Below are 24,254 nucleotides of genomic sequence, written 5' to 3' on the forward strand. Positions count from 1 at the left end.
ATTGTTCGTTAATGCATCAAAATTGCATCATTCGAAAGTATCTATTCCCGGAGAGACATTAAACCCATAATCTGTTAAGTAGAAATTCAGACAAAATCTACCATATGCTGTTTCTATATAGTATTGCTTAGAATTTCTGTTGTAAAATGAACCCTCATCATAATAATCGTCAAACTTGATTCCAACATCTTCAGAATAAGTCTCAAATAGCTTTTCATGATACGTTTCCAAATCAGCCACATCGTATGTTGATTCTTCAGTGACATAGGTTATTAAAAGAATTTTCCCTGTCTCATCATCTATTGTCAAAAACAAATAGTTTTTGGGAAATGATTGGGTTTGCATATCTATTACCCAATAGGCTCCCGAAATATTAGAATCACTATCGCTATATACTCTATAGCTCCAATATTCTCTTATACTATAATCATCAAAATCCTCTGTAATTAAGCCATTCTCATAATATAAAGAAAGACTGTCCTTTATTGTAGACCTTAAGTTATCAGCTTCCAGATTCATTTCACTTTCTGGTGTTTCCATACGTATTCCATTAATAATCAGGTATATTAAAGATTCTGTATCAATCTTTTTCCCAAATTCGATGGTTTTTATATCTGATGTATAAATCTTGCCATCTGATATTGCATCGCTCGATTTTAAAACTATAACAGGGAGACTAAAAAAGAATGCCATGATTACAAGAGAACACACTATTATAAGAGATGTTTTTTTATTTTTCATAATCCACCTCCTGGCTCATGTTACCAAATAGCTGTACCACTACACGGCTTCCACTTCCTGGCTTGCTGGTAAAGACCATATTTCCATTGTGAAGATCAACTATTCGCTTACAAAGTGTAAGTCCAAGACCTGCTCCTCCCTGGGCTCTTGAACGAGATTTATCTACACGGTAGAAGGCCTCGGTAATCTTTGCTAATTCCTTGTTTTCTATACCACATCCCGTATCAGAAATATCAAACTCACAGCCGCCATTTATAGCTCTTGCTACAACCTTAACTTTACCGCCCTCAGGCGTTGCTTTAATCGCATTATCAATAAGATTATAAAGAAGAGATTTTGCCAAGTCAGGTTCTATAAATATATACACATCATCACTTGATACTACAAGATTAACGTTTTTCTTTCTAGCAAGAGGATATGTAGTAGTAAGAATCTGCTCCATAAAAGCCCTCATGCTGATTTTTCTTAATGTAAAAGTATCCTTTTCCATTAAAAGCAAATCTAATATCTTATGAGAAAGCTTTTCTAGACGCTGTCCTTCTGAATAAATATAATTAGCGGCGGTTAATCTATCGTCCGACTCTAGGGCTCCCTGCCTCATCAAATCCGCATATCCGATAATTGATGTAAGTGGTGTTTTTAACTCATGGGCAACCGCTCCCATAAAGTTTTCTTTACGCTGAACATCCTCTTTCAACTGCTGAATGTTCTCCTGTAACTGATCTGCCATGATGTCAAAATCCCGAGATAGCTGTTCAAATTCATCATCTGTCCTAAGACCTGTTCTCATAGATAAATTACCGCCAGCTATTTCTTTTGTAGCATTTGTCAAAGTCTGCAAACGCTTAGTAAGAATGTTTGCGAATAATATTGCCACTGCCACACCTAGAATAACCACCATAACATATATAGCCCAAAACATTCGCAGTTGACTTTTCCATTGCTTGTATGATGTAGAAAGATCAAATGAAGCACGCAGGTCTAATACATCATTCTTGGTACTCATCTTGCTATAAAGTAGCAATCGTCGGCTGCTTCCCTCATTGATATGAACATAAGAATAGGTCCCTTCTTTTGTACTATTTACATAGTTTAAAATAAGGGACTGATCTCCACTTTCCAAAATAGTCTCTCCTGATGATTTTATGGAAAGAGCCTGCCAATGGGCCATATTTCTTTCAACCATTTGATCAATCAATTCCTGCATATTTTGTGCAGAACTAGCTGAAGAAAAATGATTAATCATCATAAGATTATTTTGTAATGTCTCATATTCATTTATAATTGCACTTTCCTCTTCTCCTAAAAGAGAGTAGTAAGATGAAGAAATAAGCAAAGTTCCACCTATACCAAAAGCAAGAGAAATCAAAAGTGCAAAAGATACAATGAGCTTCAGCCTATAGTTCATCAGTTCACCACCAATCTATATCCTACCGTATAAACAGGCTTGATCTTGTCTGTCCACCCAAGTTTCTTTTTCAGTCTTTGAATATGTAACTCTACTGTTCTTGTATTTTCTGGATATTCTCCACCCCAAACCTGCTCGTAAATTGTCTGCTTATAGAGAACAATCCCAGGATTTCTGGCAAAGATTAAAAGGAGGTCATATTCCTTTTTTGTCAAATTAATCTCCTGTCCATCTTGCTGTACTGTCATGGCAGAAGTATTGATTACCAATGAATCTATATTAATAGTATCTTGAAGCTTGCCATGACGTCGCAAAATACCCTCAACTCTAGCAGCCACCTCAAGCATCTCAAAAGGCTTAACTATGTAGTCCTCTGCGCCTAGACGCAGGCCCTTTAATTTGTCATCCAAAGCACATTTTGCTGTCAAAAAGACAACAGGAATATTCATGTCTCTTATATATTCCATCAGCTCAAAACCATCAATGCCTGGCATCATCACATCAAGTAAAATTAAATCGAATAGATGCTTTTCAATTTTCTCTAGTGCATCGTTTCCATCATAGGCACAAACACAATTATATCCAGCCTTAGTCATGCCCATTTTAAGTAAGTCAGCGATAGGTTTTTCATCATCTACAATTAGTATGTTAATCATAGCAATTCTCCCAAAGAATCTATCATTCTACAATAATCCTACTCTATAAATGTATCATAAATGCATCAAAGCCGTTACCATTTGCAGTTATAAATATTTACCAATCAGAATCCCAGTCTGTACCTCCTGAATCCCAGTCATCCCAATCAGAATCCCAAGAGCTGTCACTATCCCAATCGCTATCGTCGTCATCGCTTCCTGCATCATACCAGGAAGAATCTTCAAATTGAGAACCATCATGATCGTATATACGGTAATCTCTATAAGTATCTGAATTAATTGTAGAATTCAGCTCACTTTCATCCCAAACATAATCCCAGGAGTCCGTGGCCAAATCATAAATATACCAATCATTATTTTGATAATAATAATCGTTTCCTTTGTATCGGTAATATCCCTCACTTAGCCTTTTATCAAAAATTCCCACTACGCAAGAGACCATACCAATAAAAGCAAAAGTTACTATGAAAATACCTATTGCCGCAAATCGGATGAAATTACCACTTACGCTTTGATTACTTGAATTACCTGAGGATGATCTGCTTCTTCCTCTACTGTGTTCCTTTTGGTCAGCTATCTCAGCACGAAGTCTCTGATAAAGCTCATTTACAGCATAGCCCTCATCACTACCTTCATAGCGAACAGCTCGCTCACCAGACGCTTTGTTTTTATATACAACAAAATCACCCTTGCTATTTTTGTAAATTCCAAAGGCCTTTGGTTCTTTGATGTCTTTGCCTATAAAAAATCTAGTAGTCTCTTCAGGTGGTAACTTGTGAGCCACATACCATTGCTTTAACTCTTCGATTGTCTTTGGCTCACCACTTGCCATACGATTGACAGCTGAAATTGATGCGCCACAATTAGGGCACCTATCAAGTCCCTCATCAATCATCTGACCACAATAGTCACACTTTATTTTCATATTTATACTCCGTTTCTATAAAACCCGCTTTTCAATTCTGGGTCTATTTTATCATAACCCAATTATACATGTGTTATTTCTTATTCAATTAAGAAGAGAAGTCAAAGCCCTATAATTTCAGTAGCCACCTTTTCCTGAAACCTAATATCATGCTCCACAAGGAGCATAGTAGGTTTATATTGAAGAATGAGTTTTTCAATCTGCATTCGTGAGAACACATCGATAAAGTTCAATGGCTCATCCCAAATGTACAAATGAGCGGGCGTAATCAGACTTGCTGCTATCAACACTTTTTTCTTCTGACCTTCAGAAAAATCCTCCATGTTCTTAACAAATTGCTCTCTTCCCAAATCAAGTTGCCTTAATACTGCAAGCAAAAGACTTTCATTAAGTCCGTTATTCTCACAGTACTTTCGCAGTGAGCCTTTTAAGAATGATGTATCCTGATTGACATATGATATCTTCATCCCCGATGCCACATTCAATGTTCCGGACACAATTATTTGTGAATCATCACTGAATCCATTCGGATTTTGCTTTCGCAAAATAGATTTTAATATAGTTGATTTTCCACAACCATTTTCTCCAGAAAGAATAATGCGCTGACCACGTTTTACTTGAAACGTTAGTCCATGAAATAATTCCCTGTCCGCTCCTTCATATTGCAAAGAAAGATCATTTGCATTAACTAATATTTCTTTGTGAAATTCAAGGGGTTCTATTTTTAAATCAGATACTCTTTCGATATCATTAAGAAGTCCTTCTTTTTCACTAATTTCCCTATCAATTCGCTGTTCATATGATTTAACCCTAGCCTGCATCTTTTTTGTTTTCGCGCCTATAAAAGCCCTAGTTGCTATATTTCTATCGTGCTCTTTAACAGGGTCAAAGCCTATTTTGGAATTCTCATTTTTATCAGCCCATCTACCGCTTCTATCCGCAGCCGCCTTTAATTTTCCAATTTCTTTAAGGTGCTTTTCATTCTCCGCTTGCTGGAATGCATCTTTCTTTTCTTTATTTTCCCACCAAGTGGAAAAGTTTCCTGCCTGTACTTCTATTGATGCCCTATTTAATACAAGTACATGGTCACATACTTTGTCTAGCAAGTCTCTATCATGGGAAACAAGAATAAATCCTTTTTTGGAAGCTAAATATTCTTTTACGATATCACGAGCCTCAGTATCCAAATGATTAGTAGGTTCATCTATCAAAAGAAACTCATTTTCCGCTGCAAACAAAACCGCCAGCATCACCCTAGTACGCTCGCCAAAGCTGAGTGTCTCAAAAGGTCTATATAGACATTCTGGTTCCATTTTTAGCTCATTCATCTGAATCAATACCTGCCAGAATTCTATCTGAGGCTTCCACTTTTCTATTAGCTCTGCTGCAGTCTTTTTCAAATCTGAAACAGATATCTGATAAGGAAAGCAATCAAAGCAGGTGCTTGTTTTAATGCTGCCTCGATACTCGTATTTTCCCATAAAAAGATTTAGCAATGTAGTTTTGCCCTTACCATTTCTTCCTATTAACCCCAACTTCCAATCACTATCAATACTAAAGGTTGTGTCTTTAAAAATATCATCTGCATTTCCATCATATGAAAATGTTAAATCCGTCACTTGTATCTGTGCCATTCACATCGCTCCTCTCCGTTTAATATATTTTTATGGCACAAAAAAATCTGCTCCATACCGAAGCAGATTACACGTACAAATGAAGACAGACACATGCCGAAATCAAACAGAATCATCCCATGAGAGCTTCAAAATGAATACGATAATCTAATTCGGCATACACAAACAGACCCCTTTGGGCCATACTAATTAGTCTGTAATTACCAAATCAAACTATCTAATCCTCATTTCTTCACCCACACAAAATGTGCCTTTCTTTTTTTATTATAAATACATTATCATAATCAGTAACTAATTGCCATACATTATATTGATTGTGTTAAATCATTCTTCTAAAAATTTCTAAAACTATTGACACAACCACATTAAGACTTTAATATAAAACTTAAGAAATGGGTTTTTTGTCTAGTAAGCGATTATTCGCTGAGAGGGTTGCTCGTTTCTTTTTTTATGTCTATAACATCATACAAATACAGCTTTCCATCGTTTGAATGACGTACTAGCATAGATGCATGAAATACGTTATATCTTTCTAATTCTCCTATATCATCATATACAGGAAGTGCAAATCGTGAGTCATATCTATACCATCCATTTTTTGCATCTCTTTTATGCTTATTCTCTCGATTTTCTCTAAAATGCTTACCAACGGCTATTTCTATCATTTCGGGTATCCCAGTTGCAGCATTTGCTTTTGCCTTTGCATTTGTTCCTTTAAGGCTATTCGTATAGTTTGAGCCGCTATATTCCTTCGGAAGGTCTGACCCTATATACACAACATCCCCTGTTACCGCAATCGTATAAAAAGCCCCAACGTACTCTTTTAAGTATTCTCTAACATCTTTCCAATCTATAGAACGTTTCCCCTTAAACCTTATATCATTAATAATGACAATATTATTTCCGTCAATGTCCTGTATGACTGATACATTTCTCTTACTCTCCACCTACAAAATCCTTTCGCTTCTTTACTACTTTTTGTTTTTTAATTCTCCTTGTAAAACATAATTATCTTGAAATGCCAAATTGGCCTTTCAAGATAATTACGTTTTTATATATCCTCTAGTTTCGTCAGCTCCCCCAACTTCTTTGCATAAGCCAGCAACCTCTTCTGATCCTCATCATTTAAACCTTCGTATTCTAATAAAAGCTGCTTTCCCTTATAATCTACCTTAGTCTCTTTGACCTCAGCTTCATCAATACCAGCACCTGTAAGAAGAGACTCGGGAGTTACTTCTAACACTCTGCAAATATCCATAATCTTATCAGCTGATGGCGTATGATTTTTTGTCTTCCAATCACTTATTGTGCTTGGTGCTATACCAACTGACTTACTAAATGCGTTTTGGCTAAGTCCTCTAGCCTTTATTAAATAAAATATTCTTTCTGTAATAGTCATATTTCTATCCGCCTTTACGTAAATATATCTTAATCCTACATGTCCGTTATCACGAATATTCTTATACGTTATTACGTATATGGTATCATTAAAAAATATATTCTTCAATCTAAAAAGCTTCCAAACATTTTGCTGATATGTGTACCTTTTTTGGGGAAGATCAGAAAACACGATATATTATGTCGCCTCTGTATTAAAAACCTCTCAAACTATGTATGCTAGGTATGAACGAGGCGCTAATGAACTACCCATTCATCATTTGATTGCACTCTGCAAACTTTACAATATATCAGCAGATTATATTTTAGGACTCACAGATAAAAAATAAGCACAAGGGATAGTTCACCTATCAATTGTGCTTATTTTCATATTCACATTTATTATTTATAATTCACAAAATAAATAATCTAAAATAAATATCTAGTCTACAAATCAAATATACTCATCTGAGAATACTTTTCTGGTAATTCATTCATGTAAGTAAAGCATTCCTCCGGAGTTGATAAAATGCCATTTTCCTTACATATCTTTTTAAGTATATTTCTTAATTCTCTTGTGTTAGGGCTTGGCAGTTCGTAGGCATTCCCATAGGTTTCGATATATTTCTCCTTCAAGCCAGGAAAATACTTATCAAGAGCCTGATAGTAGTATTCTCGATCACCCTCTCTAAGGGTCAATCCCATTCCAAAATCAATTATTCCCTTAACTCCGACACGGGCACACTCATTTAAAATTGAAGTAATATTTTCCTCGGTGTCATTTATAAAAGGAAGAATTGGTGTAATCCAAACAACAGTTGGAATCCCCCGCTTTTGCATTTCTTCTAAAACTTCTATGCGTCGCTTTGTGTTGCAGACATTAGGCTCTATTATTTTGCACAACTCATCATCATAGGTTGTGAGTGTCATCTGCACCACACACTTTGCAGAACGATTAATCTCATCTAAAAGATCTATATCACGAAGAATTCGGTCTGATTTTGTAATCATCGTAACACCAAATTCGTATTTACGAATAATCTCAAGACACTTTCTTGTAAGCTGCAGCTGTTCCTCACAATGCATATAAGGATCAGACATAGAGCCGGTTCCTATCATACACTTTTTCTTTTTGGATTTTAGTGCCTGCTCCAAAAGCTCAGGTGCATTGCGTTTTACCTCTATGTCCTCAAATGGATGATCAAACTGATAACATCTACTCCTACTATCGCAATAAATACAGCCATGGGAGCATCCCCTATATATATTCATCCCATAGTGGTCACTGTTTCCATTAAGTATCCCTTTGGCATCAACAAAATGCATCGTTTGCTCCCCCATTACTTCCTAATGGTCCACTAACCCCGTCCCCTAGGACCATTACTGTCTCTCTATTTTTGCCACCGTCTCTACATGGTAAGTGCCTGGGAACATATCCACACATGCAAGGCGTGTTACCTTGTAGCCGCGAGTGAGGAATGCCTCAAGGTCGCGGGCAAGGCTTGTTGGCTTGCATGAGATGTACACGAGAGAATCTACCCCGTAATCGATAATCTTATCAAGGGCCTTTGGATGGATTCCATCTCGTGGTGGGTCCAGGATAATGTAATCTGGCTTTTCTGTAATATCATCGAGAACCTTGAGTACGTCTCCTGCTATGAAATCGCAGTTATCAAGGTTGTTAAGCTTAGCATTTTCTTTTGCAGCCTCTACTGCCTCTGCAATTATCTCAACACCTGTTACGTGCTTAGCTGCAGGTGCAATAACCTGCGCAATAGTACCTGTGCCAGAATAGAGGTCGTATACTTCTGCTCCATCTGCCCCTGCTGCAATAAAGTCTCTAGCTGTGCTATAGAGAACCTCTGCACCAAGTGAATTAGTTTGGAAAAATGAAAATGGTGTAATTGTAAATGAAAGTCCAAGAATCTCTTCCTTGAAAGAAGTGTGACCATAGAGAATCTCTGTACCTTCATCAGCAACAACATCAGCTTCCCTATCATTTTTAGTATGAAGAATACCAGCAATCTTACCTGTCCATGTTGCAGCTAAAAGCTCCTGCTTCCATCCCTCTAAAAGTGCAATCTCATACAGGGATGAAATCTGAGTGCTAGTAACCAAGTCAACAAGAATCTCGCCTGTCTTAGCTGCTTTTCTAACTAGAAGATGACGCAGATATCCCTCATGTGTATTCTTGCGATAGTATGGCTGATTAGATCTAGCAAAATAATCTAAAGTGATGGTGAGAACCTGTCTCATATCAGAGTCGATAATCTGGCAACCGTCAACTGTCACAACATCATAGAAGCTGCCCTTTTTATGCATGCCAAGAGTAAGAGGTCCATCCTTGACCTCATCTCCAAATGAAAATTCCATTTTATTTCTGTATTCAAATTGATTTGGACTGGCCTTGATACCCTCGTATGTATCATTCCAAACATCTTCACCAATCACAGGAACCATGAGATCATATATCATGTCCTCTTTTATTTTAAGCTGGTTCTCATAGGAAAGAGACTGGTATGTACAGCCACCACATTTGCCAAAATGAACACATGCAGGGGCGTCCATCTCAAGTGGAGATGGTGCATCTACAGAAAGCAAATTGCCCTGGGCCTTTTCCTTTGATGACTTTTTGACTCTCACAGACACAGTCTGTCCTGGAAGTACTCCCTTGACTCTAAGGCGGTCTCCCTCGGCTGTCTCTATTATTCCCTTATTAGGAAAAGAAACCTTAACTACTTTTCCCTGAACTATATCTCCACGTTTCATATATACCTCACATATATTAACTACTACTAAATTTTTACGCTCCCGCAAGCCAATTTAGCTAACATTTTTAAATCTTTTTTAATTTTGCAAAGGATGCGAACATCTTCTTCACGCCCACGCCATCGAACTCTACCGTAACCTCGTAGTCGCGGCCCTCATCGATGATATCCTTTACTGTACCTTCTTTAAATTTAATATGGCTGACACGATCTCCAATGCCGTAGTCAAGCTCACCCTTTTCTATCTTAGTGCCATTTTTATTGGCAACTGCAGTAGTAGAACTGCCAACAGAAAATCTGCTAGCGCTGTAGCTACCCTTACCAGTAGATGCAGTAGAGCCTGCACTGCCATAGCTTGTAGATGCAGCAAATGGCTTACCAAAACCAGTAGGCTTCTGATATACCGAGTACTCACCAATAGGAGTGCTAGAATAATCATCCATAGGCTTTGGCTCCCAAAGATTGCCCTGTACAAGGCTCTCTGGAATCTCTTTTACAAATCGAGAAATCTTGTGGAAAGATGTCTCGCCTCTAATCATCCTCATGCGGGCTGCTGTCATAGTAAGATGCTCTCTGGCACGAGTTATTCCTACATAGGCAAGGCGTCGCTCTTCTTCAAGCTCAGAATCTGCTCCGCCGCCATCGAAAATAGCACCCTGACCTGGGAACAATCCATCCTCCATGCCTGCCATATAAACTCTAGGAAACTCAAGTCCCTTAGCGCCATGGAGAGTCATAAGCACAACATAGTTGTCACTCTCCTCATAGCTATCAATATCTGCAACGAGAGCCACGTCCTCTAAGAATCCAGAAAGTGTAGGCTCACCACCATCATCTCTTGTATCCTTTTCATAAGCTACTGCCTTAGTAAGCAACTCGTCGATATTTTCAATACGAGCCTTAGCCTCGTCTGTGCCCTCAGCTCTAAGTTCAGCAACATAATCAGTCTGATCTAAAATCTCCTCCACAAGAGCAGATACAGACTCCTCTGCTGCTATCTTGCGAAGCTTTTCAATGAGGCTGGTAAATCCCTGAATCTTAGTAGCTGCCTTGCCAATAGATGGAATATCCTCGCAGTGAACTAATGCCTCATAGAAATTAAGTCCACGCTCTCTTGCAAAATCAGATACCTTGGCGATAGTTGTAGCACCAATTCCACGCTTTGGAATGTTGATGATACGCTGAACAGAAATATCATCACTGCCGTTATCAACTGTCTTCAAATAAGCCAGTACGTCCTTGATTTCCTTACGGCTATAGAAATTAACTCCGCCTACAATTTTATAAGGGATACCCTCATAAATCATCTTCTCTTCTATAAGACGAGACTGAGCATTGGTACGATAAAGTACAGCACATTCTCTGTAGTCTGCCTCGCCTTTTCTAACTAGACCGCCAATATTACCAGCTATATAGCTAGCCTCCTCGTATGCACTGTCAAACTGCTGGAATGTAATCTTATCTCCAGACTCTGCCTCAGTCCAAAGTGCCTTTTCCTTACGTCCCTCATTGTTGGCAATAACAGAATTAGCCGCCTCCAAAATGTTGCCAGTAGAACGATAATTCTGCTCAAGCTTAATAACATGCGCCCCAGGAAAATGCTCCTCAAAGTTGAGAATATTGTAAATATCAGCACCACGGAATTTGTAAATAGACTGGTCATCATCACCAACCACACAGATATTCTGAGCTGCTCCAGTAAGCAAACGCACAAGCTCAAACTGAGCTGCATTGGTATCCTGATACTCGTCTACCATGATGTATTTGAACTTGTCATTGTAGTATGCCCTCACATCTCCATCAAGCTTGAGAAGCTCAACAGTCTTCATAATCAAATCATCAAAATCAAATGCATTATTCTGACGAAGTCTAGCCTGGTACTCTCTATAGACAGTAGCCTGACGGGACATATTAAAATCTCCCATAGCACGATTAGTGAATTCCTCTGGACCAATCAATTTATTCTTCGCATCGGAAATCACATTTAAAAAAGTACGCTCCTTGAACTGCTTAGTATCAATCTGAAGATACTTGCATACCTCCTTCATAAGTGTCTTGCAATCATCTGTATCGTAAATTGTAAAATTGCTAGAGTATCCCTGTCCAAGATTCTCGCAGAAACGACGGAGAATGCGAACACAAGAAGCATGGAATGTGGCTACCCATACACCATCAGAACCAAATCCTACTATATTATCAATACGCTCTCGCATCTCGCGAGCTGCCTTATTAGTAAAAGTGATAGCCATGATGTTGTATGGCATCACTCCCTTTTCAATCAAATAAGCAACTCGATGTGTCAACACTCTAGTCTTACCTGAGCCGGCACCTGCCAAAATAAGAACTGGGCCCTCAGTAGTCTCAACACCCTCTCGTTGCCTATCATTTAACATACTTAAATCCATAACTATTATTATCCTTACTAAAAACTATTAAACTGCCCCTTGTATTTATCCCCCAAGTGACAGCCATCTATCAATTCTCGCATGATAGATTTTCGAAAATTTGTTCTATTATTGTAACATAGAATTAAATCCCACGCCACCTTTATAATGCTTTGTATAAAGAAAAATTTATTTCTGCTATTCCTCTTTCTTGTGGCTAGCTTCACTGTCCTCAGACTTCTCAGCCTGCTCCTCTTCCTCTTTCCTGCGGTCAGAAATATACTGCTCTATCATCATCTTCTTTACAAAGACGTCAAATGAAAGAAGGCAGATAAATGTAAAGTCCTGCAAAATATCCTTGCTCTCTTCATCCTCTTCTTCAAACACCTCACGGCTGAAGTTGTATTTCTTAATAATATCCTTTGTAACTTCCTTGGCAACAGTGTGCTCGTAGCCAACCATATTGCAGTAGATGTCAAAGAAATCAACGCCCTCGCTATCACCGTAATATTTGGCATTTATTGGGTCTAATATACTCTTGATATCCTTGAGCCCGAGGAAATTTTTGAAATAGTAAATAAAAATCAAATTGAGCATATGCTCTCTTGAATATTTCTTTTTCTCCGGAGGTGGTAGAATCTGATTCTTGGTGTAGTTGTTAATCATGGTCTTGGTCATAGCCTTGTCCTCATTAACCTCTCGGACAGTACCAAGCTCCTGATTCAAAAATGTCAGCACCTGATCCATGTATAAATCAATATTAGGAATATCCTCAGGATGCACATAATCTATCTCTGCCAACTGGCGCAATATATCATTAAGTCTCTTTTTTGAATTATCCATTTCCCACCTCATCATAAGATACTTAGTCAAATCGAGTAGGAGGAATTTCTCACAAGTGAGAAATTCCGACCTCTCACACCACCGTGCGTACCGTTCGGTACACGGCGGTTCAATCAACTTAACAAGTAACACACCTTTCGGTGTAGTAATCTAACATTGAGACTAGTCCAAATGAGGCCAGTCTCTTGTTGTTTATTGCTACATTCACCGCTCCCTTGTTGCAAACATAGGCTATTCTATGACCTGTGTATGCAACTCGTCTTGCAGTATCTCTGTCAATTCCAAGTTTTACCAGGTTCTTTTCACGATTCTGTGGAGTTTTCCAGTGTTTCCAAATGCACATGCGGAGTCTGTATCGGATGAGATTATCCATCTTCCTACATAAAGTTTTCATACTACCTATCTTGAAGTAGTTCAACCAACCTCTAATGAGCTGATTAAGTTTCTTAACTTTGTAGCTGTTACTAACGCCCCAGCTGCGACATGTGAGTTCTTTCATTCTCTTCTTAAACTTTGCTACTGATTTTGCATGTGGTTTTGCCTTAAACTGATGTGCTCTTAAATCAAAATAGAAGCCAAATCCAAGGTATTTAAGTCCCTGTGGTCTGTCCACTTTACTTTTGGTCATGTTGACCTTGAGACCCAGTTCCTCCTCAATGAATCGAGAGATATTTCTCATGACTCTATTAGCAGACATTTCACTACCAACCATGATGATACAATCATCTGCGTATCTTACAAAGTCAAGCCCTCGCTTTTCCATCTCCTTATCCAGTTCATTGAGCATGATGTTCGCTAATAACGGCGAGAGATTTCCTCCTTGTGGTGTTCCTACAATAGAGTCCTCGTACTCATCATCAATCATGATTCCACTGACCAGGTACTTCCTAACGATAGAAATAACATCTCCATCTTTGATAGTTCTACCTATGATGGTCATAAGTTTATCGTGATTTACTGTGTCAAAGAACTTTTCCAAGTCAATGTCTACAATCCAATCATTACCGTCATTCATCATATCGAGCGCTGTTAGGATTGCTTGCTGTGCACATCTATTAGGTCTGAATCCATAACTGTGGTCATGGAATTGTTCCTCATAGATTGGTGTTAATACCTGGGCAATGGCTTGTTGTATGAATCTGTCTGTTACTGTTGGTACTCCTAGGTTTCTGACACCGCCATCAGGCTTTGGTATCTCCACTCTTCGTACTGGCTGAGGTTTATACTTTCTTGTCCTCAACTGTTCCTTGATTACATCGCCGTTCTTTTCAAGATGTTCTTTGAGTTCTGTGTACTTCATTCCGTCCACTCCCTCAGCACCTTTGTTTCGTACGACTTGCAGATATGCTCTGTTGAGATTATCACTAGATAGTATCTGCTCCATTAGACTACTTGTGTCCATGCGTTCTTTCCTTTCCGCCTCGCTTGATTTGACCACCTTTATCCCGATTGGTTACGGCAGGTGTTGCCATTTCTGCAACACGAGACATACTCAAACTTATTGATTGTTCACCCCTTCGCTCCATCTCCGTTACAGAGACTTCCTCGCTACTATGGGTTCGGCTGACTTCTCACAGTTCGTTGTTACTAGGCTAATGAAACCTCTGTGAGACCTCCACGCTTAAGGTGCACGCTCTTTCCTCTCATCTATCCGCCACATTTACTCGATTCCTACAAACGGCAACTTTACGGCTTCATCTTATTTTGCAGACTTACCAAGCAGAACCTAGCCTTATATGTGATTTCTGTCCGTCGGACCGAGAGTTTGCCTACAGCTTCCTTCAGATTCCATCTCACGATGGACACCCTTGCTGTTCAGCTATACACTTCCTCGTTGCCTAGGCGTGTTTGGGACTTTCACCCGTTAGAGCGCGCCCATGGCGCGCAAACAAAAATAAGATGTAGTTACTAAAACTACATCTTAGATTTTATCATAATTGACACGTGGAAAATAGGATTAAATCTCTATCCTATTCTCTTCCATCACTATTTAATTATGCCATAAGGAAGTTTTCTAACATCTGCTTGCCATTTGGAGTCAAAATAGACTCTGGATGGAACTGTAATCCATATACTTCGTAATCCTTGTGTTTTACAGCCATCACATCATTGTCATCAGATAATGCAACCACCTGTAGATTGCCTGGAAGTGTGTTAGTATCTGCTGCAAGAGAATGATATCTAGCTACCTTTATCTCATCTGGAAGACCTCTAAATACCTTGCACTCCTTGTCTATCTTTACCCTAGACTGCTTGCCATGCTTGAGCTCCTTAGCATAGGTAATCTCAGCACCAAATGTCTCGCAGATAGCCTGATGTCCAAGACACACACCAAGAATAGGAATCTTGCCTGCAAAATGAGCTATTACCTCCTCGCAGATTCCAGCATCAATTGGACGACCTGGCCCTGGGGAAATGATAATCTGGCTAGGATTAAGCTTTTCAATGTCGTGTATACTAAGTTCATCATTTCTCACAACTCTCACATCAGGCTCGATGTCACCTATCAATTGATACAAGTTATATGAAAAACTATCATAGTTATCAATTAATAAAATCATTCTAATCCTCCCTCGGCCTGCTCCACAGCCTTCACTACAGCCTTGGCCTTGTTAATGCATTCTTCAGCTTCCTTTTCTGGTACAGAATCAAATACGATACCAGCTCCTGAGCGAATGCATATACTATCATTTTTCTTATAAACAAGTCTTATGGCGATACACACATCTAGATTTCCTGAGAAATCAATGTATCCAAGCGCTCCACCATAGATGCCTCGCTTGCTTTGTTCAAGCTCCTCGATAATCTCACAGGCCCTAAATTTAGGTGCACCAGAAAGTGTACCAGCTGGAAGGATGGCATCTACCGCATCGATTACATCCTTGTCCTCGGCCAGCTCTCCAACAACTGTTGAACCTATATGCATTACATGGGAATATCGCTCAATTTCCATGTACTTTTCCACATTTACAGAGCCAATTCGACTGATTTTTCCAATATCGTTGCGACCTAAATCCACAAGCATATTGTGCTCAGCTCGCTCTTTTTCATCTGCAAGAAGCTCTGCCTCCAGTGCCTCATCCTCAGCCTGATTTTTTCCTCTTGGCCTTGTGCCAGCAAGAGGGAAAGTGCTTACCTTTCGCTGCTCCACCTTAACAAGTGTCTCAGGTGATGCTCCTGCTATTTCAATGTCATCACTTGAAAAATAGAACATATATGGCGATGGATTGCTAGCTCTAAGAAGTCTGTACACATCAAATAGACTTCCACTTGCTTTTGCAGTAAGTGGATTAGAAAGAACCACCTGGAAAATATCGCCTTCCTTGATATAGTTCTTGGCCTTCTCCACCATATTTCCATACTCAGCCTTTGTAAACTTTGGCTGGATTTCTGAATCTAGCTTAAGATGCTCAAACTCTTTTTTCTTTCCCTTTGTGAGAATTTCCTTAAGAGCCTCAAGTCTGAGATTCGCATCCTCGTATTCAGAAGCGATATCGCTTTCCTTATATGATACTCCATCAAGGGAAATACCTGTAATTAAATATATTTTCTGTCTAAAATTATCAAAGGCTATTACATCATCAAAGAGCATCAAATCCATGTCCTTGAACTCATCCTCACCATGATTTTCAAGAACCAGCTTTGGCTCACTATATTTGATGTAATCATAAGAAAAATAACCTACCAGACCGCCTGTAAATGTAGGAAGTCCCTGGATTGTAGGAGACTTATATTTCTTGATGACCTCTCGTAAAATCTCTCCTGGATGAGCCACTTTTCTCTCTTCGATTAGTGTCTTGCTGTTACCACTATTCTCCTTGATAGAGACAACTCCATCCTGGCAGGTAATTTCCATTTTAGGATTGAATCCTAAGAATGAATATCTTCCCCAAGTTTCTGTCTGACTAGCACTTTCAAGAAGATAGCACTGATGACTTGCATTTCTTAAAATGCGCACTGCCTCAATAGTGGTAAGGCTATCTGAAAGCATCTCTATAGCAACTGGAATTCTTTTGTATTCTTTTGTCTTTGCAAGTCGTACTACTTCTTCGATACTAGGAAACATGATAAGCCTCTTTCATTGATTTAACGAACTTTCCTACCTGCTGTGGCGCATCTTTACCATACTCGGCTACCACTTTCACAATGGCAGAACCAACAATTGCGCCATCTGCAATATCAGCCATCTCTGCAGCCTGTTCTGGTGTAGAAATACCAAATCCTACTGCACAAGGTACCTCTGTATTCTTGCGAACGCGCTCAACTACAGCCTTGATATTGCTATTGATTTTAGAACGCTCGCCTGTAACTCCAAGGCTTGAAACGATATAAATAAATCCCTTGGCATCTGCAGAAATCTTGTCAATTCTATCCTCAGAAGTAGGAGCAACCATTGAGATAAACTCTACTCCATACTCTGCTGCAGCATCCTCAAACTCTGCTTTTTCCTCAAATGGTACGTCAGGTAAAATGATGCCGCATATTCCTGTATCCTGACATCTCTCAAAGAATCTGTCGATTCCATAAGAGTAAACCACATTGGCATATGTCATAAATACAAGTGGAGTAGAAACTGTAGGGCTTACTTCCGCTACCATTTCAAATACATCATCTGTAGTAATGTTGTTTTTAAGAGCTCTGATATTGGCCTCCATAATTACTGGTCCCTCAGCTGTTGGGTCAGAAAATGGAATGCCAAGCTCGATTAAATCAGCGCCATTTGCAGCCAATTCTTTTATGATTTCTTTTGTTGTATCTAAATCTGGATCTCCGCATGTAATAAATGGGATAAATGCTTTTTTGTTGAATGCTTCTGTAATCTTACTCATAGATGTCCTCCCCTCTATAGCGGGCAATTGCTGCGCAGTCCTTATCACCGCGGCCTGAAACTGTAACAATAATAATCTGGTCCTTGTCCATTGTAGGAGCAAGCTTTCTAGCGTATGCAATAGCATGGGAACTCTCGATAGCTGCAATGATTCCTTCTGTCTTTGCAATGTACTCAAAAGCCTCTACAGCCTCTACGTCTGTAACTGGCACATACTCTGCTCTATGAATATCATGAAGATAAGCATGCTCTGGTCCAACACCAGGATAATCAAGACCTGCTGAAATAGAGTAAACTGGAGCAATCTGACCATATTTATCCTGACAGAAATATGACTTCATACCATGGAAAATACCTACCTTACCAGTATTAACTGTTGCAGCTGTCTCAAATGTATCAATACCTCTACCTGCAGCCTCACATCCGATGAGCTTAACTCCCTCATCACCGATGTAGTGATAGAAGCTTCCCATAGCATTGCTACCACCGCCAACGCAAGCGATAACTGCATCTGGAAGTCTACCCTCTGCCTCTAAAATCTGCTGTCTGCTTTCCTTTGAAATAACAGCCTGGAAATCTCTAACGATTGTAGGGAATGGATGTGGTCCCATAACAGAGCCAAGGCAATAATGTGTATCATCGATTCTTGTAGTCCACTCACGCATGCACTCTGAAACCGCATCCTTAAGTGTAGCTGTACCGCTAGTTACTGGAACAACATCTGCACCTAAAAGCTTCATTCTATATACGTTAAGTGCCTGGCGCTTGGTATCCTCCTCGCCCATGAAAATGACACATTCCATTCCAAGGAGAGCTGCTGCTGTTGCAGTTGCAACACCGTGCTGACCTGCACCTGTCTCTGCAATAAGTCTTGTCTTGCCCATCTTCTTTGCAAGAAGAGCCTGACCTAATACATTGTTAATCTTGTGAGAACCTGTGTGATTTAAATCCTCTCTCTTAAGGTAAATCTTGGCTCCACCAAGATCCTTTGTCATCTTTTCTGCATAATATAAAAGGCTTGGACGACCTGCATAATTATCAAGTAAGTCCTTGAGCTCACGATTGAACTCTGGGTCATCTTTATAATGATTGTATGCTTCTTCAAGCTCATTTACTGCATTCATCAGTGTCTCAGGAATATACTGTCCACCGTGGATACCAAATCTGCCCTTGCTTTTCACCACTTTTGCATCCTCTCTTACCGCATTTACGAATTCTTTCATTTTCTGTCCATCTTTTAATTTATCAGTCTCAATACCTGTGCTGACATCAACAGCATAAGGATTGGTTGCCTTTATAGCCTTTGCTACATTTTCCTGATTGAGGCCACCAGCTAAAATAAATGGTCGCTCTACATATGTAAGAAGGTTCCAGTTTAAAGTATTGCCCTCGCCCTTTCCTGCATCAAACATAACCATGTCTGCGCTGGATTTTTCTGCCTTAAGCAATTCCTCAGGAGAATCTCCCTTAAACATCTTGATTACAGGAATGCTCTTGTCCTGAAGCTCCTTAATATATTCCTCATCCTCATTTCCATGAAGCTGAGCCACATCAATGATCTTCTCCTGGAATAAATCCTCGATTTCCACTGGATTAGCATCCACAAAAACACCTACTGTTTTGATTTCAGGATTAAGCATTGCTCTAAATTTCTTAGCCTGGTCCTTTGATACTTTTCTTCTACTTTTCTCGTAGAAAACAAATCCGACATATTCTGGCTTTACTTCATTTGCCTTTTTAATGTCTTCTTCTCTTGTAAGTCCACATAATTTAATTGCTGTCATATCAATTCCCTCTTAATTCCTTTAGCTTAGCGGCCTTATCCTGGGCCTTCATCAATGTCTCACCAATTAAAACTGCATCTACTTTAGCTTCATTTAAAAGCTTTATATCACTAGCGTCTTTGATTCCGCTTTCTGAGACAAAAACTACATCATCAGGTATCATCTGTCTCAAGCGTCTGCTGTTTGAAGTATCAACTGAAAAATCCTTGAGATTTCTGTTATTCACTCCAATCACTCTAGCTCCTGCGCGGACAGCCATCTGAATCTCTGCCTCATCATGTGCTTCAACCAAAGCGCTTATTCCAAGTGTATCGCATATACGAATATACTCTCTTATCTGCTCCTCTGTCAGGATTGCGCAAATGAGAAGTACTGCCTTGGCACCAAGTAGCTTAGCCTCGTAAATCATGTATTCATCTACTGTAAAATCCTTTCGGATAACAGGAATGCTAACTTCGTCTGTGATTTCCTGTAGATACTGATCACTTCCTAAGAACCACTTTGGCTCTGTCAAAACTGAAATGCAATCAGCTCCGGCGGCCTCATAATCCTTTGCAATTGTAAGATAATCAAATTCCTGGGCTATTATTCCCTTTGATGGAGATGCCTTTTTGCATTCGCATATGAAACTCATTCCATCTTTTTTCAGGGCTTTTTCAAATTCAAAATCACCCTTTGGTTTTGATAATGCCTCGGTCTTAACTACATCAAGTGGTCTATGCTTTTTTGCCTCTTTTACTCGTACCTTTGCATATTCTGCCAGCTCATCAAGTATATTCATAAACATCTCCTAAACTGCACTTGTCTTTGCTTCGCTAGCTGAAGAATCTTCCTTGATTTCATTGCTAACTATAATAAACTTCTCTAATGTCTCAAGAGCCCTACCTGAATCGATGATGCTTGCTGCAAGCTCAATTCCTTCTTTAAATGAATCTGCCTTGCCTCCGATGTAAAGTGAAGCACCTGCATTCATAAGAACTGCATCTCTCTTAGGTCCCTTTGCACCATTTAAAATCTCTCTTGTGATTTTTGCATTCTCCTCTGGAGTGCCACCCTTTAAATCATCCTTTGTGCACTTTGAAAAACCAAAATCCTCCGGCTCGATAATGTATGTCTTGTACCATCCGTCCTTAATCTCACAAACCTTTGTCGAAGCACTCATTGAAATCTCATCAAGCTTGTCCATACCATATACAACCATGCCGCGCTTTACGCCAAGGTTAATAAGTACCTGAGCAAGTGGCTCTACAAGATACTCATCATATACACCTAAAAGCTGCATGGATGGAGTAGCTGGATTGGTAAGTGGTCCTAAAATGTTAAATACTGTTCTAAAACCAAGTTCCTTTCTGATAGCACCAACGTACTTCATTGATGTGTGATATTTCTGAGCGAAGAAGAAGCACATTCCTACCTTATCAAGAAGCTCTACACACTTGTCTGGGTCCTGAGCAATGTTAACTCCAAGAGCCTCAAGGCAATCAGCTGTTCCGCAAAGAGATGAAGCTGCTCTGTTGCCGTGCTTAGCAACCTTCATTCCGCCGGCTGCCGCTACAAGAGCTGATGTTGTAGAAATATTAAAGCTGTGTGCATTGTCTCCGCCTGTTCCAACGATTTCAAACACTTCCATGCCTGTGTTAACCTTTACTGCATGCTCTCTCATGGCTGCTGCACAACCTGCAATTTCCTCTGTCGTCTCAGCCTTAGCGCTCTTAGTAGAAAGGGCTGATAAAAATGCTGCATTCTGAGTCTGGCTAGTCTCACCATCCATAATCTCATTCATAACAGCGTACGCTTCATCATATGTTAAATCTCCCTTGTTAACGATTTTAACGATTGCTTCTTTGATCATTTTTCTCCTCCTTTGTAATCCTGTCTCGGTTTCTGAGGAAATAAAAAAGTCCCTGACAGAAACCTTTAGTTTCTATCAAGGACGAATAATCTAATCCGCGGTGCCACCTTGAATTCATGGGCTATGCCATGCTCTTACAGGATACTAACATATCCATGACAACTAACGTATGTCCTACGTCGTGCAATACTCTAACAAAACTGTTATTTCCTCACGCCCTCAGGAGTCCATTCCCAAATCACTATCCTACTGCATCCCACCATCGCAGCTCTCTCTTAGACATCATGAAGAGGTACTCTTCTCCCTCATCGGTTTAATACTTTATTGTGTTGAAGTAATATTAGCACCATCACACCCCTATGTCAACAAATATTTAGTTTATTTTTAGATTTAACTATTTAGATAAAGAATTTTCACACACTAATGCTACTATAAACCCATAACAGTAAAAAAGTGAGGTATATATGGCAGATCACAACACAGATAATTTCATAAGTGATTCCGGCGTAATCCAAAGCAATAAGACTAAGCAGGCGAGGCGCTTTGTTTTCTTGTGCAATATTATAACTGCTGCTCTTGCCATTCTTGGTCTGATAGCTTTTTACAAAGGATTTTTCTAGGAGACTACTATGTACGATTTTAAACGACGCATATACGAAGTAATTGAAGTATCTAGCATAGGTGATATATCCAGCCGCGCCTACGACAGGCTTATGACAACAGCAATCATCGTAGGTCTACTTCCACTGACCGTAAAAGAAATGAACAGTTATCTTGTGGCAATAGATATCTTTGTCAGCATACTTTTCATCTTTGACTACGCTGCTAGAGTCTACACTGCCGACTACAAAATGGGATATCAAAACTACAGGGCCTATATAGCATATATTTTTACACCCCTGGCAATTTTTGATTTCTTATCCATTATTCCTATCATCTATCTTTTTGTACCTGTGTCAGGGTTCATTTCTCTTCTTAGATTGTTCAGAGTCTTTCGAATGCTAAAACTAGTTCGCTACTCTAAGACAATGATTATCATCAGAAATGTAATAAGAAAAGTTAAGTCCCAGCTTATGGCTGTTTTGTTCCTTATTATTATTTACATATTTGGTGCGGCAATGCTCATCTTCCAGCTTGAGCCAAATCTGTTTAACAACTTTTTTGATGCCCTATACTGGGCTACCATTTCCATTACAACCATCGGCTACGGTGACATCTATCCCGTTACCACAGTGGGTCGACTGATTACTATGATATCAGCTCTCGTTGGCATGGCAGTCATCGCTCTTCCAACTGGTATCATCACCGCCGCCTACATGGCAGAGATAACGAAGAAGAAATCTAAATACGAACTCTAAATATCAAAAAAGACCAGGCTTAAAGCCTGGTCATATTATTATCTATTAATCGTTACTGATTCTGTTGAGAACTAAATCATAGCCATCATTACCATAATTCAACGCGCGATTAACACGACTGATAGTAGCTGAACTAGCACCAGTCTCGTCTGCGATGTCCTGATATGTGCGCTCCTCACGAAGCATCTTAGCCACCTCAAAGCGCTGCTTCATGGCAACCATCTCGTTAACAGTACATAAATCCTCAAAGAACTCGTATGCTTCTTCAACTGTCTCAAGACTAAGTATTGCACGAAGAAGCTCATCCATTTCTGCTGTCTCAAGTTTTTTATTCATTAATCATATACTCCTATTTAACTAAAATAAATAACCCACCCAGAATTTCCAAAACTAACTAAATCGCTGCATATTATTATGCTTGCGACAAACTATAAACTCCATGAAAAACATGGAAATATCATTACATAACAAAAGTGGACACCGTATGCCCACGACGCACAAAACTACTGTGCTTGTTTTCCTATAGTTTAGCACAGTAAAGTTTTAAAGTAAATATGTTTTTATAAAAAACAGAGAATTAGCCCCTTTCGGGGCCAACTCAAATTATAAAATGATTACGCCTCTTTCGCCTGCGTAAGCAATATCTTTCTCTGGCCAGAAAGAACACTGAACCTCTCCTATATGACACTTGCGAAGGAAGAACATACAGATACGGCTCTGACCAATACCACCGCCAATTGTATATGGCAATTTCTTCTCAAGTACAGCCTTCTGGAATGGAAGCTCTGCTCTCTCAGGACATCCAGCCTTGTCAAGCTGTGCCTTGAGGCTATCCTCGTCTACTCTGATACCCATTGATGAAAGCTCAAGTGAAATATCATCAACTGGGTAGTAAACAATGATATCTCCATTTAACTGCCAATCATCATAGTCAGGTGCACGACCGTCATGCTTCTTGCCTGAAGCAAGTAAATCACCAATCTTCATAAGGAAGATTGCGCCGTATTCCTTAGCTGCCTCATACTCACGCTCACTAGATGAAAGCTCTGGCCATCTGTCCTCAAGCTCCTGTGTAGTGATAAAGTGAATCTCCTCAGGAAGAATACACTCAACATAATCGTAAGAATTCGCAATGTATTTCTCTGTGACTCTAAGTGCTGCGTAGACACTCTTAACATATTTTTTAAGAGTCTCTTCGTTACGAGCCGACTTATCTATTATACACTCCCAATCCCATTGGTCAACATAAATCGAATGAATATTATCTGTATCCTCATCTCGGCGGATAGCATTCATATCTGTGTAAAGACCTTCGCCTACGTTGAATTTATATCTGCCAAGAGCCATTCTCTTCCATTTTGCAAGAGAATGAACAACCTCTACTTCCTTGTCGCCCTGCTCCTTAACACCGAAAGCAACAGGTCTCTCAACGCCATTCAAATTGTCGTTAAGACCAGATTCTGGCTCTACAAAAAGTGGAGCTGTTACACGATGAAGGTTGAGCTCTGCTGTAAGCTGTGCCTGGAAGAAGTCCTTTACCTTCTTAATCGCAATCTGTGTCTCTTTAAGGTCCAACGCCGAAGCGTACCCATCCGGGATGTATATCTTACTCATAACTAATGTATCCTCCTATATTTAGATGAGTAATCTCAACGGCAGACATACATGTCTTTCTAAAGACCTTAAAGTGCCGTCC

At 39.5% G+C, this 24,254-nt stretch carries 23 protein-coding genes, 1 pseudogene and 1 other annotated feature; of the genes and pseudogenes, 3 read left to right on the plus strand and 21 right to left on the minus strand.

Annotated elements, in window-relative coordinates; all coding sequences use genetic code 11:
- Nucleotides 1-27 precede the first annotated feature (27 nt).
- The 7 genes from BLP50_RS05795 to BLP50_RS05825 form a co-directional block, all read right to left on the minus strand.
- Entirely contained in the window at nucleotides 28-741 is a 714-nt protein-coding gene (locus BLP50_RS05795) for a hypothetical protein (RefSeq protein ID WP_090152419.1), read from the minus strand.
- A complete protein-coding gene (locus tag BLP50_RS05800) occupies nucleotides 731-2,149 on the minus strand; it encodes a sensor histidine kinase (protein ID WP_090152422.1) in 1,419 nt (472 codons plus the stop codon). Before BLP50_RS05800 ends, BLP50_RS05795 begins: the two co-directional genes overlap by 11 nt.
- The gene (locus BLP50_RS05805; RefSeq protein ID WP_090152425.1) at nucleotides 2,149-2,805 is read right to left on the minus strand and encodes a response regulator transcription factor; all 657 of its coding nucleotides are present in this window, start codon (nucleotides 2,803-2,805) and stop codon (nucleotides 2,149-2,151) included. The genes BLP50_RS05800 and BLP50_RS05805 overlap by 1 nt, the downstream gene beginning before the upstream one ends.
- A 97-nt stretch (nucleotides 2,806-2,902) precedes the next feature.
- Complete coding sequence (locus BLP50_RS05810) at nucleotides 2,903-3,730, minus strand: zinc ribbon domain-containing protein (RefSeq protein ID WP_090152426.1); 828 nt, start codon at nucleotides 3,728-3,730, stop codon at nucleotides 2,903-2,905.
- Between the two features lie 101 nt (nucleotides 3,731-3,831).
- A complete protein-coding gene (gene abc-f / locus BLP50_RS05815; RefSeq protein WP_090152429.1) occupies nucleotides 3,832-5,364 on the minus strand; it encodes a ribosomal protection-like ABC-F family protein in 1,533 nt (510 codons plus the stop codon).
- A 416-nt stretch (nucleotides 5,365-5,780) separates the two neighbouring features.
- Nucleotides 5,781-6,311: a hypothetical protein gene (locus tag BLP50_RS05820; RefSeq protein WP_090152431.1), complete on the minus strand. Its 531-nt coding sequence runs from the start codon at nucleotides 6,309-6,311 to the stop codon at nucleotides 5,781-5,783.
- Nucleotides 6,312-6,415: 104 nt separating this feature from the next.
- Nucleotides 6,416-6,871, minus strand: a complete 456-nt coding sequence (locus tag BLP50_RS05825) for a helix-turn-helix domain-containing protein (RefSeq protein WP_242869223.1) — start codon at nucleotides 6,869-6,871, stop codon at nucleotides 6,416-6,418.
- A gap of 31 nt (nucleotides 6,872-6,902) precedes the next feature.
- On the opposite strand from BLP50_RS05825, the gene BLP50_RS05830 reads away from it, so the two are divergent.
- Nucleotides 6,903-7,091, plus strand: coding sequence for a helix-turn-helix domain-containing protein (locus BLP50_RS05830; protein ID WP_330386061.1), 189 nt, complete (start codon nucleotides 6,903-6,905; stop codon nucleotides 7,089-7,091).
- A gap of 97 nt (nucleotides 7,092-7,188) precedes the next feature.
- Here BLP50_RS05830 and BLP50_RS05835 read toward each other — a convergent pair whose 3' ends face one another.
- From BLP50_RS05835 to trpD, 12 genes and pseudogenes are all read right to left on the minus strand, one after another.
- Nucleotides 7,189-8,067, minus strand: coding sequence for an SPL family radical SAM protein (locus BLP50_RS05835; RefSeq protein WP_090152440.1), 879 nt, complete (start codon nucleotides 8,065-8,067; stop codon nucleotides 7,189-7,191).
- Between the two features lie 54 nt (nucleotides 8,068-8,121).
- The gene (gene rlmD / locus BLP50_RS05840; protein WP_090152443.1) at nucleotides 8,122-9,510 is read right to left on the minus strand and encodes a 23S rRNA (uracil(1939)-C(5))-methyltransferase RlmD; all 1,389 of its coding nucleotides are present in this window, start codon (nucleotides 9,508-9,510) and stop codon (nucleotides 8,122-8,124) included.
- Between the two features lie 67 nt (nucleotides 9,511-9,577).
- Nucleotides 9,578-11,914 (minus strand): ATP-dependent helicase, encoded by a 2,337-nt coding sequence (locus BLP50_RS05845; protein ID WP_090152446.1) that lies wholly within the window; start codon nucleotides 11,912-11,914, stop codon nucleotides 9,578-9,580.
- A 177-nt stretch (nucleotides 11,915-12,091) separates the two neighbouring features.
- Nucleotides 12,092-12,736, minus strand: coding sequence for a DUF1836 domain-containing protein (locus tag BLP50_RS05850; protein ID WP_090152448.1), 645 nt, complete (start codon nucleotides 12,734-12,736; stop codon nucleotides 12,092-12,094).
- 118 nt (nucleotides 12,737-12,854) lie between these two features.
- Nucleotides 12,855-14,138: a group II intron reverse transcriptase/maturase gene (gene ltrA / locus BLP50_RS05855; RefSeq protein WP_090152451.1), complete on the minus strand. Its 1,284-nt coding sequence runs from the start codon at nucleotides 14,136-14,138 to the stop codon at nucleotides 12,855-12,857.
- Between the two features lie 592 nt (nucleotides 14,139-14,730).
- Entirely contained in the window at nucleotides 14,731-15,297 is a 567-nt protein-coding gene (locus BLP50_RS05860) for an anthranilate synthase component II (RefSeq protein ID WP_090152452.1), read from the minus strand.
- Entirely contained in the window at nucleotides 15,294-16,802 is a 1,509-nt protein-coding gene (trpE, locus tag BLP50_RS05865) for an anthranilate synthase component I (protein WP_090152455.1), read from the minus strand. The genes BLP50_RS05860 and trpE overlap by 4 nt, the downstream gene beginning before the upstream one ends.
- Entirely contained in the window at nucleotides 16,792-17,565 is a 774-nt protein-coding gene (trpA, locus tag BLP50_RS05870; protein WP_090152458.1) for a tryptophan synthase subunit alpha, read from the minus strand. The genes trpE and trpA overlap by 11 nt, the downstream gene beginning before the upstream one ends.
- Nucleotides 17,558-18,787, minus strand: a complete 1,230-nt coding sequence (gene trpB / locus BLP50_RS05875; RefSeq protein ID WP_334292399.1) for a tryptophan synthase subunit beta — start codon at nucleotides 18,785-18,787, stop codon at nucleotides 17,558-17,560. Before trpB ends, trpA begins: the two co-directional genes overlap by 8 nt.
- A pseudogene (locus BLP50_RS14625) lies at nucleotides 18,782-19,348 on the minus strand (phosphoribosylanthranilate isomerase); the annotation flags it as partial. The pseudogene BLP50_RS14625 and the gene trpB, both read right to left, overlap by 6 nt.
- Before the next feature lies 1 nt (nucleotide 19,349).
- Nucleotides 19,350-20,129 (minus strand): indole-3-glycerol phosphate synthase TrpC, encoded by a 780-nt coding sequence (gene trpC / locus BLP50_RS05880; RefSeq protein WP_090152465.1) that lies wholly within the window; start codon nucleotides 20,127-20,129, stop codon nucleotides 19,350-19,352.
- A gap of 9 nt (nucleotides 20,130-20,138) precedes the next feature.
- Nucleotides 20,139-21,200 carry an anthranilate phosphoribosyltransferase gene (gene trpD / locus BLP50_RS05885; RefSeq protein WP_090152468.1) on the minus strand — a complete coding sequence of 354 codons (1,062 nt, stop codon included), beginning with the start codon at nucleotides 21,198-21,200 and terminating at the stop codon, nucleotides 20,139-20,141.
- Nucleotides 21,201-21,274: 74 nt separating this feature from the next.
- Nucleotides 21,275-21,518 (minus strand) — a binding site (T-box leader).
- Between the two features lie 146 nt (nucleotides 21,519-21,664).
- Here trpD and BLP50_RS14300 point away from each other — a divergent pair.
- On the plus strand, nucleotides 21,665-21,820 hold the full coding sequence (locus BLP50_RS14300) for a hypothetical protein (RefSeq protein ID WP_163927259.1): 156 nt from the start codon (nucleotides 21,665-21,667) through the stop codon (nucleotides 21,818-21,820).
- A gap of 9 nt (nucleotides 21,821-21,829) precedes the next feature.
- Complete coding sequence (locus BLP50_RS05890; RefSeq protein WP_090152470.1) at nucleotides 21,830-22,558, plus strand: ion transporter; 729 nt, start codon at nucleotides 21,830-21,832, stop codon at nucleotides 22,556-22,558.
- A 45-nt stretch (nucleotides 22,559-22,603) separates the two neighbouring features.
- Here the strand turns inward: BLP50_RS05890 and BLP50_RS05895 are convergent, their stop codons facing one another.
- A complete protein-coding gene (locus tag BLP50_RS05895) occupies nucleotides 22,604-22,894 on the minus strand; it encodes a YerC/YecD family TrpR-related protein (RefSeq protein WP_090152473.1) in 291 nt (96 codons plus the stop codon).
- 267 nt (nucleotides 22,895-23,161) lie between these two features.
- A complete protein-coding gene (gene asnA / locus BLP50_RS05900; protein ID WP_090152477.1) occupies nucleotides 23,162-24,172 on the minus strand; it encodes an aspartate--ammonia ligase in 1,011 nt (336 codons plus the stop codon).
- Nucleotides 24,173-24,254 lie beyond the last annotated feature (82 nt).

It is taken from the genome of Pseudobutyrivibrio sp. AR14, assembly GCF_900101325.1.
GTDB lineage: Bacteria > Bacillota > Clostridia > Lachnospirales > Lachnospiraceae > Pseudobutyrivibrio.